The 15,109-nt window shown below is 59.4% G+C and carries 15 protein-coding genes; 5 read left to right on the top strand and 10 right to left on the bottom strand.

All coding sequences use genetic code 11. The features are described from left to right. The first annotated feature begins 14 nt into the window (after positions 1 to 14). Positions 15 to 815, top strand: a complete 801-nt coding sequence (locus AEQ67_RS08035) for an N-acyl homoserine lactonase family protein (protein WP_059403347.1) — start codon at positions 15 to 17, stop codon at positions 813 to 815. 125 nt (positions 816 to 940) lie between these two features. Here AEQ67_RS08035 and AEQ67_RS08040 read toward each other — a convergent pair whose 3' ends face one another. From AEQ67_RS08040 to AEQ67_RS08060, 5 genes are all read right to left on the bottom strand, one after another. After that, positions 941 to 2,371: an aminotransferase-like domain-containing protein gene (locus AEQ67_RS08040; RefSeq protein WP_059403348.1), complete on the bottom strand. Its 1,431-nt coding sequence runs from the start codon at positions 2,369 to 2,371 to the stop codon at positions 941 to 943. 220 nt (positions 2,372 to 2,591) lie between these two features. Then, entirely contained in the window at positions 2,592 to 3,296 is a 705-nt protein-coding gene (locus AEQ67_RS08045; protein WP_059403349.1) for a hypothetical protein, read from the bottom strand. 245 nt (positions 3,297 to 3,541) lie between these two features. Continuing rightward, on the bottom strand, positions 3,542 to 4,042 hold the full coding sequence (locus AEQ67_RS08050) for a hypothetical protein (RefSeq protein ID WP_059403350.1): 501 nt from the start codon (positions 4,040 to 4,042) through the stop codon (positions 3,542 to 3,544). A gap of 65 nt (positions 4,043 to 4,107) precedes the next feature. After that, positions 4,108 to 5,625, bottom strand: coding sequence for a sensor histidine kinase (locus tag AEQ67_RS08055; RefSeq protein ID WP_059403351.1), 1,518 nt, complete (start codon positions 5,623 to 5,625; stop codon positions 4,108 to 4,110). Next, on the bottom strand, positions 5,622 to 6,338 hold the full coding sequence (locus AEQ67_RS08060; protein WP_059403352.1) for a response regulator transcription factor: 717 nt from the start codon (positions 6,336 to 6,338) through the stop codon (positions 5,622 to 5,624). Before AEQ67_RS08060 ends, AEQ67_RS08055 begins: the two co-directional genes overlap by 4 nt. A gap of 264 nt (positions 6,339 to 6,602) precedes the next feature. Here AEQ67_RS08060 and msrB point away from each other — a divergent pair, with 264 nt between their 5' ends. Genes msrB through msrA form a run of 3 tightly spaced genes read left to right on the top strand, consistent with a single transcriptional unit; the run spans position 6,603 to position 9,665 of the window. Continuing rightward, the gene (gene msrB, locus AEQ67_RS08065) at positions 6,603 to 7,121 is read left to right on the top strand and encodes a peptide-methionine (R)-S-oxide reductase MsrB (RefSeq protein ID WP_059403353.1); all 519 of its coding nucleotides are present in this window, start codon (positions 6,603 to 6,605) and stop codon (positions 7,119 to 7,121) included. A 32-nt stretch (positions 7,122 to 7,153) separates the two neighbouring features. Beyond that, positions 7,154 to 8,929: a cytochrome c biogenesis protein DipZ gene (locus AEQ67_RS08070; RefSeq protein WP_059403354.1), complete on the top strand. Its 1,776-nt coding sequence runs from the start codon at positions 7,154 to 7,156 to the stop codon at positions 8,927 to 8,929. A gap of 31 nt (positions 8,930 to 8,960) precedes the next feature. Next, positions 8,961 to 9,665: a peptide-methionine (S)-S-oxide reductase MsrA gene (gene msrA / locus AEQ67_RS08075; protein ID WP_059403355.1), complete on the top strand. Its 705-nt coding sequence runs from the start codon at positions 8,961 to 8,963 to the stop codon at positions 9,663 to 9,665. Between the two features lie 43 nt (positions 9,666 to 9,708). Here msrA and AEQ67_RS08080 read toward each other — a convergent pair whose 3' ends face one another. Further along, complete coding sequence (locus tag AEQ67_RS08080) at positions 9,709 to 10,614, bottom strand: LysR family transcriptional regulator (RefSeq protein WP_059403356.1); 906 nt, start codon at positions 10,612 to 10,614, stop codon at positions 9,709 to 9,711. Positions 10,615 to 10,716: 102 nt separating this feature from the next. On the opposite strand from AEQ67_RS08080, the gene AEQ67_RS08085 reads away from it, so the two are divergent. Next, complete coding sequence (locus AEQ67_RS08085) at positions 10,717 to 11,892, top strand: aspartate aminotransferase family protein (protein ID WP_059403357.1); 1,176 nt, start codon at positions 10,717 to 10,719, stop codon at positions 11,890 to 11,892. Positions 11,893 to 11,900: 8 nt separating this feature from the next. Here AEQ67_RS08085 and AEQ67_RS08090 read toward each other — a convergent pair whose 3' ends face one another. The 4 genes from AEQ67_RS08090 to AEQ67_RS08105 form a co-directional block, all read right to left on the bottom strand. Then, the gene (locus tag AEQ67_RS08090; protein ID WP_059403358.1) at positions 11,901 to 12,155 is read right to left on the bottom strand and encodes a Txe/YoeB family addiction module toxin; all 255 of its coding nucleotides are present in this window, start codon (positions 12,153 to 12,155) and stop codon (positions 11,901 to 11,903) included. After that, the gene (locus tag AEQ67_RS08095; RefSeq protein ID WP_059403359.1) at positions 12,152 to 12,406 is read right to left on the bottom strand and encodes a type II toxin-antitoxin system prevent-host-death family antitoxin; all 255 of its coding nucleotides are present in this window, start codon (positions 12,404 to 12,406) and stop codon (positions 12,152 to 12,154) included. The genes AEQ67_RS08090 and AEQ67_RS08095 overlap by 4 nt, the downstream gene beginning before the upstream one ends. Before the next feature lie 162 nt (positions 12,407 to 12,568). Continuing rightward, on the bottom strand, positions 12,569 to 13,090 hold the full coding sequence (locus tag AEQ67_RS08100) for an adenylate kinase (protein ID WP_059403360.1): 522 nt from the start codon (positions 13,088 to 13,090) through the stop codon (positions 12,569 to 12,571). A gap of 64 nt (positions 13,091 to 13,154) precedes the next feature. Next, positions 13,155 to 15,071 carry an alkaline phosphatase D family protein gene (locus tag AEQ67_RS08105; RefSeq protein WP_059403361.1) on the bottom strand — a complete coding sequence of 639 codons (1,917 nt, stop codon included), beginning with the start codon at positions 15,069 to 15,071 and terminating at the stop codon, positions 13,155 to 13,157. Between the last annotated feature and the right edge of the window lie 38 nt (positions 15,072 to 15,109).

Here is a 15,109-nt window from a genome sequence, read left to right on the forward strand (position 1 = left end):
ATCAGGAGGTGAATATGTCCGTTCCTGTGTACGAAGTGTTCGCCATCCGTGTCGGCGCCAATGCCCAGCGCACCGCCAGGGAGAATTTTCTCTACGATGCTTGCTGTGGTGATCCGAATGCGTCGATGCCGCTGGATTACTACTTCTGGGTCATCCGTAACGATCAGCATGTGGTGGTGGTCGACACCTGTTTTCAACCGGCCACGGCCGATCGACGCAACCGTCAGATGTATCGCTTGCCGGAACAATCCCTACGCCAACTGGACATCGATCCGGCGCAGGTCGAGACCTTGATCCTCACCCATTTGCACTGGGATCACGCGGGCAACCTCGGGCTGTTTCCGAAGGCGACGGTGCATTTGCAGGAGGCAGAATTGCGATTCTGCACCGGACCGAAAATGGCCCATCGTACGGTGAACAAAACCTACGAAGTCGACGACGTGATGTCGGCGCTGCCGCCGCTGTTCGAAGGGCGCATGCGTTTGCATAACGGCACCGTCGAGGTGATTCCCGGTGTGACGCTGCACCCGGTAGGCGGGCATACACCCGGTAGCCAGGTGGTGCGAGTCAATACCGGGCGCGGGTGGATTGTTCTGGCGTCGGACGCTGCGCATTTGTGGGCGAACATCCGTCAGCGCAGTCCGTTTCCGATCCTGGATGATCTGGCGCAGACACTGGAAGCGTTCAGCCTGATCGACAGTTTGGCCGACAGTGAAGACCATGTGATCCCCGGACACGACCCGCTGATTGGCGAACGCTTCCCGCACTGGAACGATGACCCACACATCATTTGCCTGCACCAAACCCCGATCTAAAACCCAACCCCAAACCCTGTAGGAGCGAGGCTTGCCCGCGAAGAACGATAACGCGGTCCATCAGACTGACCGCGTTATCGTTCTTCGCGGGCAAGCCTCGCTCCTACAGGGGATTGGGGTGTGCGTTAGCTTTGGTTTTTCAGCAGTTGGCCAACGGTCGCCAGGGCTTCATCGATTCGCGGTGAATACGGCGCGCCGCAGCCGATGCGCACAAAGTGGTTGAAGCGCTTGGTGTTGGAAAAGATATCCCCAGGTGAAATCTGGATGCCGACTTTCAACGCCTCATGAAACAGCGCCATGGACGAATGGTGGCGCGGCAGTTCCACCCACAGCAATGTGCCGCCTTGAGGTTGGGTCACCCGGGTGCCTTCGGGGAAGTATCGAATGATTGACGCGCTCATCTGCTGGCGTTGTTGCGTGAGGATTTTCCTCAACCGGCGCAGGTAACGTTCGTAGGACGGTGTCCTCATGAACGCACTGACCGCCAGTTGCGACAATGCTTCGCATCCCCGGGACTGAGTGTGCTTGAGCATTTCCACGCGATCGTGCCATTTCCCTGCGCTGATCCAGCCCAGACGCATGCCGGGCGCCAGGGTTTTGTTCAGCGATGCGCAATAAATCACATTGTCGGTACGGTCCCAGTGTTTGAGCGTGGACAACGGCTGCTCGGTGTCCACCAGGTCGCCGTAGGTGTCGTCTTCGATCAGCACGGTGTTGTGTTCGGCGCACAGTTGCACCAATCGCGCCTTGTTGGCATCGGGCATGATGCTGCCCAGCGGATTTTGCAGGTTGGGGATGACGATCAGCGCATGAACCCGCTCGGGGCTTTGCAGCAGTTGTTCGAGGGCAAACAGATTGATTCCCGCGTGCGCCGTCGCCGGGACTTCCAGCACCCGCAGGTTAAGACTCTCGAGAATTTGTAGCAGACCAAAAAAGGTCGGCGACTCCACCGCCACGGTGTCGCCGGGTTGGGTGACCGCACGCAAGGCCAGGTTGATCGCTTCGGTTGCGCCGTTGGTGATCACTATCCGCTCCGCTGTCAGGTTGGCTTTGGCGGTCAGCGCCCGGCGGGCAAGGATGTGGCGCAACGCGCTGTTGCCGCAGGTCGAACCGGCCGTGCCGAGCAAATGCGTGTCATGGCGCAGCGCCTTGATCATGTGGTCCTGCAGAATCTTCAGTGGGTAGAGTTCCGACGCGCAGTAAGCGCTGGCGAGATTGACCTTGATCATCGCGCGCTGACTGGTCTTGAGTACCGATGACACCTGTTGGTGAATGCCGGCGTACACGCCCATGTCCAGTGGTGGGGGAGGTGCGAAGGTGATGGGTTTGGCCAATGTGTCGGGCTGGCGAATGTAGTTGCCGGAGCGCGGTCGGGCTTCCAGCACGCCACAGTCTTCAAGCTCCCGGCAAACCTGCACCGCAGTTGACAGGCTGACCGCATGTTTTTCCATCATCAGCCGAATGGAAGGAAACCGTTCACCGGTTTTCAAGGTGCCGCTGCGGATGGCGTCGAGGTAATGATTAGCCAACTGACGGTAGAGGGGAGGCGTGTGCATGATGACCTCAGCAATCGCACCACCGAGGTCTTGGGCTGGAAAGTGAGTTGACGATCCCTGCAAGCGGACCCGTGATGCTGAAGGGTTAGGGAAAGTGTTTTTCTGCTGTTGATACTGGAAGAGTAATCGCGGTTTTTGTGGAAACGCAGGCAATAAAAAGCCCCGCTCTAGGGCGGGGCTCTTGGGTCAGTGGCGCTGGACGCGCCGCTGGGAGGGCGGGTTACTGCGCGGCGATGCTGTAGCCGTCAAATGCAGTTTGCTGCTGAAGTGCGGTGATGATGTTCTTGCGGTTAACCGCTTGTTCGGCCCCGGCATTGTCCAGGAACGTTTCGCTTTCCAGCTCTGCTTCTTCGCCTTCGCCGACGAAGGTGAAGCCCAGGAACTCCAGCGCTTCACGGTCAACGTTCAGTCGCGAACGCGGGGTGCGCAGCGGCAGTGTGACGCTGATGCCGTCTTTGCTGATGGTGAACACTTCGACATCTTTCTTGGCGCGAGCCGCTTTGCTTTTGCCGCTGCTCGGGTTGCTGATGGCCTGATGGGTCTGGTTCAGCACTTTCAGCGCCAGACCGTAGACGATTTCCTGAAACGCCGGGTCGTCCTTGAAGCTGGAAAGAATCCGGCTGATCGGGAATTTGCTGCTCAAGTCTTCCAGGGCCGCAATGTCGGCAGCCTCAGCGTCCTTGAGTTGCTTGAGTTCGCCCATCAGTTCGTAGGCTTTATCGTCGTCGAAGCTGTCGTGAGCCTGGCGAATCGCGGTGCGCAGCTCGCGAATCTGGTCGCTTTCCCGGGTGGACTGGAAAGCGTCCAGGACCATCTCGGCGATGGTCTTGGCCTGGGGCACGTGCTGTGAAAGATTGATGGAGTTTTCGTATTCCGCTTTGGACGACAAGGTGACTACGGATTCAGCGGTATTGGAATCGGACATTGAAATTTCACTACTTCTTTTAACTTGGATTGAGGCGAGAAAGCACAGGGCCTTTTCAGGCCGCCTAATCTATTGGACCTACGCTGCGTTGTCACGGCCCAACAGGCCAACGGGCAAAAGATCGCCCTCGACCCCCTGTAGGAGCGAGCTTGCTCCGGGCGGCGTTCCGACGATGGTCGTTAACGATGACGGGTTAAGCCTGATACCCCGTGGCGCTCTCAGGTTTTTCGCGAGCAAGCTCGCTCCTACAGGTATGCGGTCTTCAGGTTGTGGAATATCTGGTAAAACTTGATTGAGCGCCCACAGAACAAACCACTGGCAAAGCCTGACGCACAGGCCTTGAGCGAGATCATCTGGAGCGTCGTCGATTGCTCTGGATGCACCTCGGCCTGATAGCCAAAGTAATAGTTAACGGCAAAAAACAGCAGGTAGAGCGCCAGGGTCTTTATTGTGCCCGGCACGATCAGGCCGGTTTGCGCACCATCCAGCTCAACGCCCTTGCGTGTGAACATCATCAGTGCGGCGAAGCTGCCCAGAATAACGGCAGCCAACCAGCAGCTCACCAATAGCTGTGGATTCTCTGGCAGATTTAGAGAGTACAACGACCAGCCCAACAAAATCGGCGGCGTGATCAGCAATGAGATTCTGCTTTCACGCGTGGGGGACAGGGCTTTGACGCCGAAGTAACAGAGCAGCAGAAATACCGCGTAAACCCACAGTGGGGTGTTTTGCAGAGTGTTGAGCATTGCACAGCGTCCTTGCCGAAAATGAGTGCCGGGATAATAGCCGTTGCTGCGTCCAAAACCGTCGACTATTTCCCCAGCGAATTGACGTTCATCGAGCGTACCGCCCATTGCTCTGCTGTCTGCTGATCCACCGGTAACGAGAAACGGAAGGTCGCGCCGCGTCCTGGAACATCGATCAACTGGATATCGCGGCCGTGCAATTGCAGGATGCGATGCACGATGCGCAGCCCCAGTCCGCCATCGCGTCGGGCACCGCCAATGTTGAACGGGCGCAGGAACAGGCCTTCGCGCAGATCGGCGGCGATGCCGGGGCCGGTGTCGCTGACGGTGACTTCGATAAAAGCGCCTTGAGGGCGCAGGCTGAGCTCGATTTCCCCGCCTTGCGGCGTATGGCGCAGGGCGTTGTCGAAGAGGTTGGTCAGCACCCGCTCGATCAACCCGAGGTCGGCGCAAGCCGCCGCAACATTTGGTGCGAAGGTGGCTTTCAGTTCGACCTGGCGTGCCTCGGCCGTCAGTTCGAATTTCTGAAAGATGTCCTGCACCAGGTCAGTTAGCGAGAAGCGCTCCAGCACCGGTTGCACAAAGCCGTGCTCCAGTCGCACCAGTTCCAGCAGCGATTGCGCCAGGCCACCGACCTTGCGGCTTTGGTCCAGGGCAATGCCGAGGTAGCGGCGACGATCGGCGGGTGACAATGTAGCGTCCTTCAGCGACAGGGTTTCCAGATAGCCGTGCAACGAGGCCAATGGCGTGCGCAGGTCATGGGAGATGTTCGCCACCAATTCGCGGCGCTCCTGATCCTGACGGGTCAACGATCGCCATTGTTCACTGAGGCGCGCTTGCATCTGCCGGAAGGCTGCATCGAGTACGGCGATTTCATCATGGCTGGCGGCTTTTTCCACCGGGACGGATGCCGGTGGCGCTTGCGGAACGCCGTCGATGTCGAACCGACTGACGTTTTCGGTCAGGCGGCGTAGAGGACGGGTGATCAGGGCAAATGCCGTGAGACCGGCGATCAGGCATAACAGCGCCACCAACCCGATGGACCACAGGGCGGTGTTGAGGGCCGCGCTGGTGGCGCCGCGCTCGGCGAAGCGGTCGTGTTCTTCACTGAGCAACACAACATAGAGATAGCCCGCCGGTTTGCCGTTGACCTTCAGCGGCGCGGCGCTGAACACTTTGCGACCCTCGACGCTGCGTGGATCGTCGCCAAGAATCGGCAGGGCATCGCCCTTGAGCAGACGCTGGATCGGCGCCAGGTCGACGCGCTCCCGACGTATCCGACCTTCGGGCGCCGCGCTGCCGACAATTTTGCCCTCGGTGTCCAGCAGGTAGACCTCGACACTCGGGTTGACCAGCATCAGTTGGCTGAACAGGTTGCGCACGGCACCGGGCATCAGGCCTTGGGTGTCCATCAGCACGGTGTCACGGGCGATGTGTTGAGCGAGATCGCGCGACAACCCTTGCACCACTTCCAGTTCATGCATCTGATTGGAGCGCACCTGCATCCAGGCCGATGTGCCGCAGCACACCAACAGCAACACGGCGAATACCAGCGACAAGCGTTGAGTCAGGGTCAGCCTCATGGCTGCTCCTCCTTGGCCGCGAATTTGTAGCCACGTCCCCAGACGGTGAGGATGCGTGCCGGTTGCGCCGGATCGGCCTCGATTTTCGCTCGCAGGCGATTGATGTGGGTATTGACCGTGTGTTCGTAGCCTTCATGGCTGTAACCCCACACGGCGTTGAGCAGGTCCATGCGCGAGAACACTTTGCCGGGCTGCCGGACGAAGAAATACAGCAGGTCGAACTCCCGTGGCGTGAGGTCGAGGCGGCGGCCGTCGAGGGACACGTCGCGGGTGATCGGGTCGATGGACAGGCCATCGACGATCAGGCTGCCGGCGTCCATTTTCAGGTTGCGGGCCATGGCGTCGACCCGGCGCAGCAGCGCCTTGACCCGAGCCACCAGTTCGAGCATGGAAAAGGGTTTGGCCAGGTAATCGTCGGCGCCGAGTTCCAGTCCGAGAATCCGGTGCACCTCACTGGAGCGCGCACTGGTGATGATGATCGGGGTGTAGCGGGCCATGGCCCGGGCGCGGCGGCAGATTTCCAGGCCGTCGACGCCGGGCAACATCAAATCGAGGATCAGAGCGTCCCAGCTTCCTTGCTGCAGCAATCGCATGCCTTCATCGCCATCGGCGCAGTGCACCACCTCGAACTGCTCATCGCGTAGATGCAGGCAGATTAGGTCGGCGATATGCAGGTCGTCCTCGACCACGAGGACGCGTTTGGTCTGTTCCATCAAGCTCAATCCTTCAGCGCAATGAGCGCATTGTGCGTAAGTCCACTGTAGGAGCGAGCTTGCTCGCGATGGTGTGTCAGTCGACACCCATGTACCTGACACACCATCGCGAGCAAGCTCGCTCCTACATGAGTGCACAGGCATTGTGCGGGTTTTCCGGCGCCTGAGTTATCACGAATTATTTAACTCTTCGTGAGGATTTGGCGATCAACCCAAGCCTAGGCTGTGTTCCATGAAAGGCACCCTGGATTTTCGGAGCAGACCATGTTTTCACGACGGCAGTTTCTTTTAGCGAGCGGCGGGCTGGGGGTTGCAGCCCTTGCAGTCGGTGTATTGCCAAAATTTGCCGCGAGTTCTGCACTGATCAGCGAGGCCAGTGCGGCGCAGGTGTTCGAGGTGACTCACAGCGACAGCGAATGGCACGCCCTGCTCAGTGACGAACAGTACGAAATCCTCCGTGAAGAGGGCACCGAACGGGCCTATAGCAGCGCGCTGAACAATGAGCACCGTGACGGCACGTTCGCCTGCGCCGGGTGTGACCTGCCGCTGTTTTCCTCTGCAACCAAGTTCGACAGCCGCACCGGTTGGCCAAGTTTCTGGGCGCCGCTGGACAAGGCCGTGGCCACCCGTCAGGACCGCTCCTTCGGCGTGGTCCGCGAAGAAGTTCACTGCCGACGCTGTGGCGGTCACCTTGGCCATGTTTTCGATGACGGGCCCAAACCGACTGGTCTGCGCTACTGCATGAACGGTCTGGCGATGAAATTCGAGCCTCTGGCGGCCTGATTCCTTTTACTCACTCATGCAGGTCGACGTTTATGTGGCTTCTGGTCCTCGCTTATCTCGGTGGTGTGCTGACGATTGTCAGCCCGTGCATTTTGCCGGTACTGCCGTTTGTCTTCGCCCGCACCGGGCAACCGTTCATGAAGAGTGGCTTGCCGTTGCTGGCGGGGGTGGCGATCACCTTCGCGCTCGTTGCCACGCTGGCCGCCGTGGGTGGCGGTTGGGTGGTGCAAGTCAATCAGTACGGTCGCTGGCTGGCGTTAGTGTTTGTGGCCTTGTTCGGGCTGACACTGCTGTTACCTCGACTGGCCGAGCGCCTGACCCGACCACTGGTGGCGGCCGGTAGTCGACTGTCGGAAGCGGCGGGCGCCGATGCCCGGCCGCGCCCCGGCGCATCGTTTCTGATCGGCGTGGCCACGGGGTTACTCTGGGCCCCTTGTGCCGGGCCGATACTGGGCCTGTTGTTGACGGGCGCGGCGCTGCAAGGCGCAAGCATCGCACCCACCTTGCTGTTGTTGGCTTACGCCGCTGGGGCCGCCACGTCCCTCGCCGTGGCGCTACTGCTGGGCGGTAAGGTTTTCGCGGCAATGAAACGTTCCATCGGCGCTGGCGAGTGGGTGCGTCGAGGTTTGGGCGCGGCGATGCTGGCCGGTGTGGCCGCGATCGCCCTGGGGCTGGATACCGGCATTCTGGCGCAGGTTTCGACGGCTTCCACTGGAGGTATCGAACAGGCCTTGGTGGGCCGGTTGGCCGGTAAATCACCGAGCGGCAGCGGGGCGATGATGGCGCAGAACACGGTGCGTGGTGATGCGATGAAGGTGGCTGACAAAGCGCCGGGTACATTGCCGATTGAAGGCAACCTTCCACCGCTGGATGGTGCGGTGCAATGGCTCAACTCGCCGCCGCTTACCGCGCAGGCGCTGAAAGGCAAAGTCGTGCTGGTGGATTTCTGGACTTACTCCTGCATCAACTGCCTGCGCACGTTGCCATATGTGAAGGCCTGGGCCGAGAAGTACCGCGATCAAGGCCTGGTGGTGATCGGCGTCCATGCGCCCGAGTTTGCCTTCGAACGCAATGTAGGCAATGTCACCAAAGCCATGAAGGACGTGGGGATCAACTACCCGGTGGCCATCGATAACGACTACAAGATCTGGCGAGCTTTCAACAACGAATACTGGCCGGCCCACTATTTTGCCGACGCCCAGGGACGCATTCGTTATCACCACTTTGGTGAGGGCGATTACGCCGAATCGGAACGGGTGATCCAGCAGCTGCTACGTGAAGCGGGCGCCGCGAAGGTCGCGGACGGTCTGATCAATGCCAGCGCCGAAGGTGTTCAACTCGCGCCGGACATGAGCGAAGTGCAATCGCCGGAGACCTATGTCGGCTACCAGCGTGCGGAGCATTTCGTACCGGAAACCAGCCTGGTGCCGGACAAGGTGTCGGCTTACAACCCACCCTCCGAGTTGGCACTCAATGACTGGAGCCTGGGCGGTCAGTGGAATGTCGGTTCGGAGCGGGCGATTTCAAGCGCGCCAGCCAGCCGTATCGTCTACCGCTTCCGTGCTCGAGACCTGCATCTGGTGCTCGGTCCCGGACCTGACGGTAAGCCCGTGCGCTTCAAAGTGCTAATCGATGGCAAGGCCCCCGGCGATGCCCACGGTACGGACGTGAACGCTGATGGCAGCGGCAGCGTGACCGAGCAGCGCCTGTATCAATTGGTGCGGCAAACCGGCGGTGTAACGGACCGGACCTTCAGCATCGAATTTCTCGATCCGGGTGTATCGGCGTATGCGTTTACGTTCGGTTGATCACTCTTTCAGCTACTCAGGAGTCAGCATCATGAAATCCCTGTTCACCTGGCGCCGCACCCTGTTGGGCGTGGTCGCTGCCGGGATCATCGGCCAGTGTTCGGCATTCACTTTCGGCACCGAAGATGCGGTCGTCATCGCGCCACCGGCCCTCGACGAAACCACCCAGGCCCACAGCGAAACCGCAGTGTTCGCCGGCGGCTGCTTCTGGGGCGTGCAAGGGGTGTTCCAGCATGTCAAAGGCGTGAAGAAAGCCGTCTCCGGTTATGCCGGCGGAGCAGCCAATACCGCTCAGTACGAACGCGTCAGCGATGGCAATACCGGCCATGCGGAATCGGTTGAAGTCACCTTCGATCCGGGTCAGGTCAGCTACGGCACCTTGCTGCAAATCTACTTCTCGGTGGCCCACAACCCTACTGAACTCAATCGCCAGGGACCTGACAGCGGCACTCAGTACCGGTCGGCGATTTTTCCGGAAAACAGCGAGCAGCAACGCGTCGCTCAGGCCTACATCGCCCAACTCGACGCGGCCCATTCGTTCAACAAACCCATAGTGACCAAACTGGAAACGTACAACGGTTTCTATCCGGCGGAAGAGGAACATCAGGACTTTCTGACCGAACACCCGACCTATCCGTACATCGTGATCAACGATCTACCGAAGGTCGCGCAGTTGAAGCAGCTGTATCCGGACCGGTATCAGGAGAAACCGGTATTGGTGAAGGCGGGGATGTAAATGACGATGGGCTATGCCCAGTGTGGGCGTTCCATTGAATTGGTTAGTGCTTGCCCCACCTCTGCATGGCGAAGTCGACGAAGCGGCGCAGTTTCGGCAAACGGTAGCGATCCTGGGCGTAGACCAGATTCAGTGGCCGGCTTGGCAATTGATAGCCGTGCATCACGGCCACCAGTTTTCCGTCCTTCAGGTCTTGCTCGATCAGTGCATCGGGCAACATCACGATGCCCATCCCTGTCCGAGCCGCTTGATGCAGCCCCGCCGAGCTGTTGATCAGCATCGGTCCGCTGACCGCCACGCGGATTTCGCCTTCGGGCCCAGCCAGGCGCCATTGTTTCGCGACCGAGTGCCAATCATCCCCATCCGGATAGGCGAAGGACAGGCAGTCGTGGTGTTGCAGATCATCGGGGTGTTCGGGGATTCCGCGACGTGCCAGGTACTCCTTCGATGCGCACATCGTCAGGGTGTAGTCGATGAGTGGGCGGGCGATGATGTTGGACGGCTCTGTTTCCCCCAAGCGAAAGGCTGCATCGAAACCGTTTTCGAGAAGGTCCGGTCGCGCATTGGTAAGCACCACGTCCAACTTGACCTGCGGATAACGCAACGTGAATTCGCTCAACGCCGGCGCCAGTTTCTCGGTGCCAAAGGTCAGCGGTGCAGTGATGCGCAAGGTGCCGCTCGGTTCATCAAGTGCCTGCTCGGCCAGGCGCTCGGAGTCGGCCACCAAACCCAGCACTTCAAGGCAGCGTTGATAGTAGGCCGTGCCGAATTCCGTCAATCGCTGGCGCCGCGTCGTGCGGTTAAGCAAGCGCACGCCAAGGCGTTGCTCCAGCGCCCGCAGGTGATTGCCGACCATGGTCGTGGACATACCGCACTGAAAAGCGGCGGCGGTCATGCTGCCGGTTTCCACCACCCTGACGTAAACGGTCATTGCCTGGAATAAATCCATTAACAAGCTCAGCTTTAAAATGATTGAAGTTTTGCAGCGTTTATCCAGCTCTAGTGGCTAACCATACTGCAAAAACACCGACAATTGATGGAGCTTGATGTCATGACCGCCGCCTGCCTGATGACCACTTACCAACCACTGGCCTTGAGCTTCATCAAGGGCTTGGGCACACGCCTGTGGGATCAGGCCGGTCGTGAATACCTGGACGCGGTGGCGGGCGTGGCGGTGACCAACGTTGGCCATTCCCACCCGAAAATCGTCAGCGCGATCAGTGAACAGGCAGGCCTGTTGTTACACACCTCCAACCTTTACAGCATCGACTGGCAACAGCGGCTGGCGCAGAAACTGACCCGGTTGGCGGGCATGGAGCGGGCGTTCTTCAACAACTCCGGTGCCGAAGCCAACGAAACGGCGCTGAAACTGGCGCGGTTGTTTGGCTGGCACAAAGGCATCGAGCAACCGCTGGTGGTGGTCATGGAGAACGCTTTTCACGGCCGGACGCTCGGCACCTTGTCTGCCAGTGATGGCCCGGCGGTGCGCCTGGGTTTCAATGAGCTGCCGGGAGACTTCATCAAAGTGCCGTTCGGCGACCGCAAGGCGCTGGATAACATTCAGCAAGCCCACGGCCCGCGCATCGTGGCGATCCTGATGGAGCCGATCCAGGGTGAAAGCGGCGTGCAACTGGCCCCACCCGGTTACTTGAAAGCCCTGCGCGAACTCTGCGACCGGCGTTCATGGCTGCTGATGCTCGACGAAATCCAGACCGGCATCGGCCGCACTGGCCAGTGGTTCGCGTTCCAGCACGAAGGCATCGTCCCCGACGTCATGACCCTGGCCAAAGGGCTGGGCAACGGCATCCCCATCGGCGCCTGTCTTGCTCGGGGCAAAGCCGCCGACCTCTTCACACCCGGCAGCCACGGCAGCACCTTCGGCGGTAATCCATTGGCGTGCCGCGTGGGTTGCACCGTGCTGGAGATCATCGAAGAACAAGGCCTTCTGGAAAACGCCAGGCTTCAGGGCGAACACCTGCTTGCCAGATTGCGCATCGAGTTGGCCAATAACCCCAACGTCCTGGCGATCCGTGGCCAGGGCCTGATGATCGGCATCGAACTCAAGCAACCGATACGCGACCTGACGCTGATCGCCGCGCGGGATCACGGCTTGCTGATCAATGTAACGAGGGGCAAGACCATTCGCCTGCTGCCACCGCTGACGATCGATGAGCGGGAAGTGGAAATGATTGTCAGGGGCGTGTGTCGAGCGCTGAATGTGATCTGAAATTGTCTTCAGTAGTGGTATCTGCACAATACGACGCGTATCTCACCGTCCTCAACTGCGTAGATCAAACGATGCTCAGCGGTAATCCGGCGGGACCAGAGGCCGCTCAAATTGTGTTTGAGCGGCTCAGGTTTACCCACACCTTCAAATGGCTCCCGCTGGATCGCTTTAATCAACAGGTTGATTCGTTTGAGTCCGGCCTTGTCGTTTTGTTGGAACCATAGATAGTCATCCCAACCTTCTGTCGTGAACTCGATATTCATTCTTCGATGAGTTGCCTTGCTTTGGTTTTCCCGGCTCGAAGGTTGCCGACCGATTTGATCAGGCGTTCGGCATTGGCGGGGGAACGAAGCAGATAAGCTGTCTCTTCGAGGGCGTTGTACTCCGCCAGTGACATCATCACGACGGGCTCGCCTTTCTGGCGCGTAACTAACAATGGGGCACGGTCTTCATTCACCCGATCCATGGTTTCGGCCAGGTGCGCACGTGCGGTGGTGTAATTAATGGTTTGCATGTTGTAGTCCTCGCTTGAAGCAAAGAACGTACAGAAATGAGTACAGGATGACAAGGCGATACCTACGAGTGGTTGTTACGCAGACGACGCATCTGCGCTTGCATTAAGTATCGCCGAAGGTTCTTCGAGACGTTTCCGCGATCGATGTAATCCCGATCCGATTTAAATGCCATCCCTTGGTTGTTTTCCCAACCTGTGCACCCGTATGAAAGCCGTCACCTCAGAGCGGTCCATCAGTTGCAGCTTCGAACCACTAAACCCATCGAACAGACACTGATGCGCGGCAAATCCACTGGACCCTTCGCGCATGCGATAGCTGCCGGCCCAGTCCAGCAATGCAATCATCAAATCGTCATTCTCACCACGCTGTGCCTCGCGCTGGCGAATGTTGGCGACGCATTCTTCATCCTCAACACACAGCCAGATCAGCGCCGTGGCTCGGTGGATAAGCTCGCTGACCATCCAGCCATAAACGCCCTCAATCACCCAACGCTCATCACTCGCCGCAACACGTGCCATCCCCAACGCCTCGGCCCGTGGGCGGGCAATGCTGTCTTCATCCGACACCCAGTGAATAGAATCAAGATCGACCCACGGCACTTGCAGGTGTCCGGCCAAACGCGAGGCCAGCCAACTCTTCCCGGAACCGGAGTTGCCAATGATCAAGGTTCGGGTGAGGTCCATAAACAACACCGATCAATTGTAGGAGCAAGCTTGCTCGCGAAGCAGGCAACACGGCTCGCCTGCCTCACTCTCCAGTTTCAGGCGCCACCATCCGCGTCTTCACCGACCCATCCGCATTCAGCTGATAGATCTCCCGCGGCTGGCCCTTTTCATTAAAGAACACCTGCCCGATCCCCGCCGAATTCCACAGCCGTTCACCGGCCTCCGCATGTTCGGGAATGTGCGGAACAATGCGCATGCGCCGACGTTTGGTCAGCCAGTTCAACGGCGAGCGTGGCGAGTAGAGCCAGCGGTTGAGGCGATCGAACCACTCGAGCAGCGCAGGCGGGAATTCGTTTTTGATGCCGCTGCTGGTGACCTGCCAGATCCGTGGACCGGCCTTGCGGTGTCGGATCAATACTTCGTAGACGAAGGAATAATGCACGTCGCCCGACAGCACCACGTAGTTTCCGGGTGTGCGCGAGTGTCGGAAAATGTTCAGGATCACCTGGGCAGCGCCGCGATGGGCCATCCAGTTTTCGGCATCCACCAGCAGCGGATAACCGCACCAACTGAACACGCGTTGCACGGTTTCGATCAGCTTGACGCCGAAGATCGGTGCCGGCGAAACGATGATCGCCGAGGGATGATCCAGCAGTTCCTGTTGCAGTTCGCTGAGGGCTTCCCAGTCCAGCAAACCCGACGGTTGCTTGAGCGTCATCTCACTGCGCCAGCGCCGGGTGCGGGTGTCGAGCACCACCAATGCCGGGCTGGTGGGCAGCACGTAATGCCAGTGCTGAAAGGTCAGCAGCTCATCGATCAACGCGTCCTGCACGTCGCTGTCGAGGTAGTGATCATGCCCCGTGGCACTCAACAGGCGGGTTTTTTCCAGCACCCCGCCGAACGCATCCGGGTTGTTGCCCCAGCCCTGGCACAACATGTAGGCGATCAACGCATTGCCGATGATCCGCTTGGAGAACGGATGGCCGTAGGCCGTTTCCTCCCATTGCGCGGAAAGATTCCAGTCATCGGTAATATCGTGATCATCGAAGATCATCAGGCACGGCAGGTGCGCGAACGCGCGGGCGACACCACCAAGGCCAGCCTTGAAGCCATCGATGCGCGTTTGCTCAAGCGCATATCGCTCGCGTCTTTCTGGGATCAATTTGGGCGGTTTGGGCGCGATCAACGTCCAGGGTGTTGGCGACCACACCAGCAGGTACATGGCCATGACTTCGGCGAATGTCACCAGATGGTTGTCGGCACTGCTGCTGGTGAAAATCGGCTTACGCACCCCACCGAAAAATCGCTCGCGCAGGGTTTCGTTGCTCTGTAGGGCCGGTAACAAATCCGCACGATGGTAGTAACTGGCCGCGTGTTCGTAGAGCTTGGCGCTGTCGCTGACGACTGCTCCTTCGAGATGTTCGCCGAACAATCCCAGCCGTGCGATCAAGGCATGGATGGCCCGCAGCATCGGCCCCGCGACGTCGTCGGCGTAGACCTGATCGCCGCTCATCATCAACAGGGCCGGGCGCTTCGACACATCGGGCTCGGACGCCAGCAAACGATCAACGCACAGCAACCCGTCCGGCGCCGGGAAGTGTGGCTTGCGGCAAGAGCCATGCAGCAGTTGATCAATGCGTGAGTGCAATACGAAGTTCGGACGGCTCGCCTCGCCATACAGCAGATGCGGCGCCCAGTCGGCGATGCCCGTGTCATCAATCAACAGGTCATATTCGATCAACGTGTCGCAGGGCAGCGCGGCCTCCAGCGGCACATCGATCAAATGGATAAACGCATGAGTGCCGACCGGGATGACCGTGCACTGTTCAGCGTTCAAGGGGATATCGCCAATACCCTCCAGGCGTAACGTCAGCGATAGCGCCTGGGAACCCACCAGCCACAGCACCAGACGCGTGGGTTCAAGGCGCCGCAACAGCGGCCCGACCAGAACAGGTGGCAGTGAGGTGCATTCGTCAGGCAATGGCAGTGATTCGGACATCCGGGGTCAAGGCTCTTGGCGCACAGGCGGGGGATGAT

The organism is Pseudomonas sp. RIT-PI-q (assembly GCF_001297125.1).
Classification (GTDB): Bacteria; Pseudomonadota; Gammaproteobacteria; order Pseudomonadales; family Pseudomonadaceae; genus Aquipseudomonas.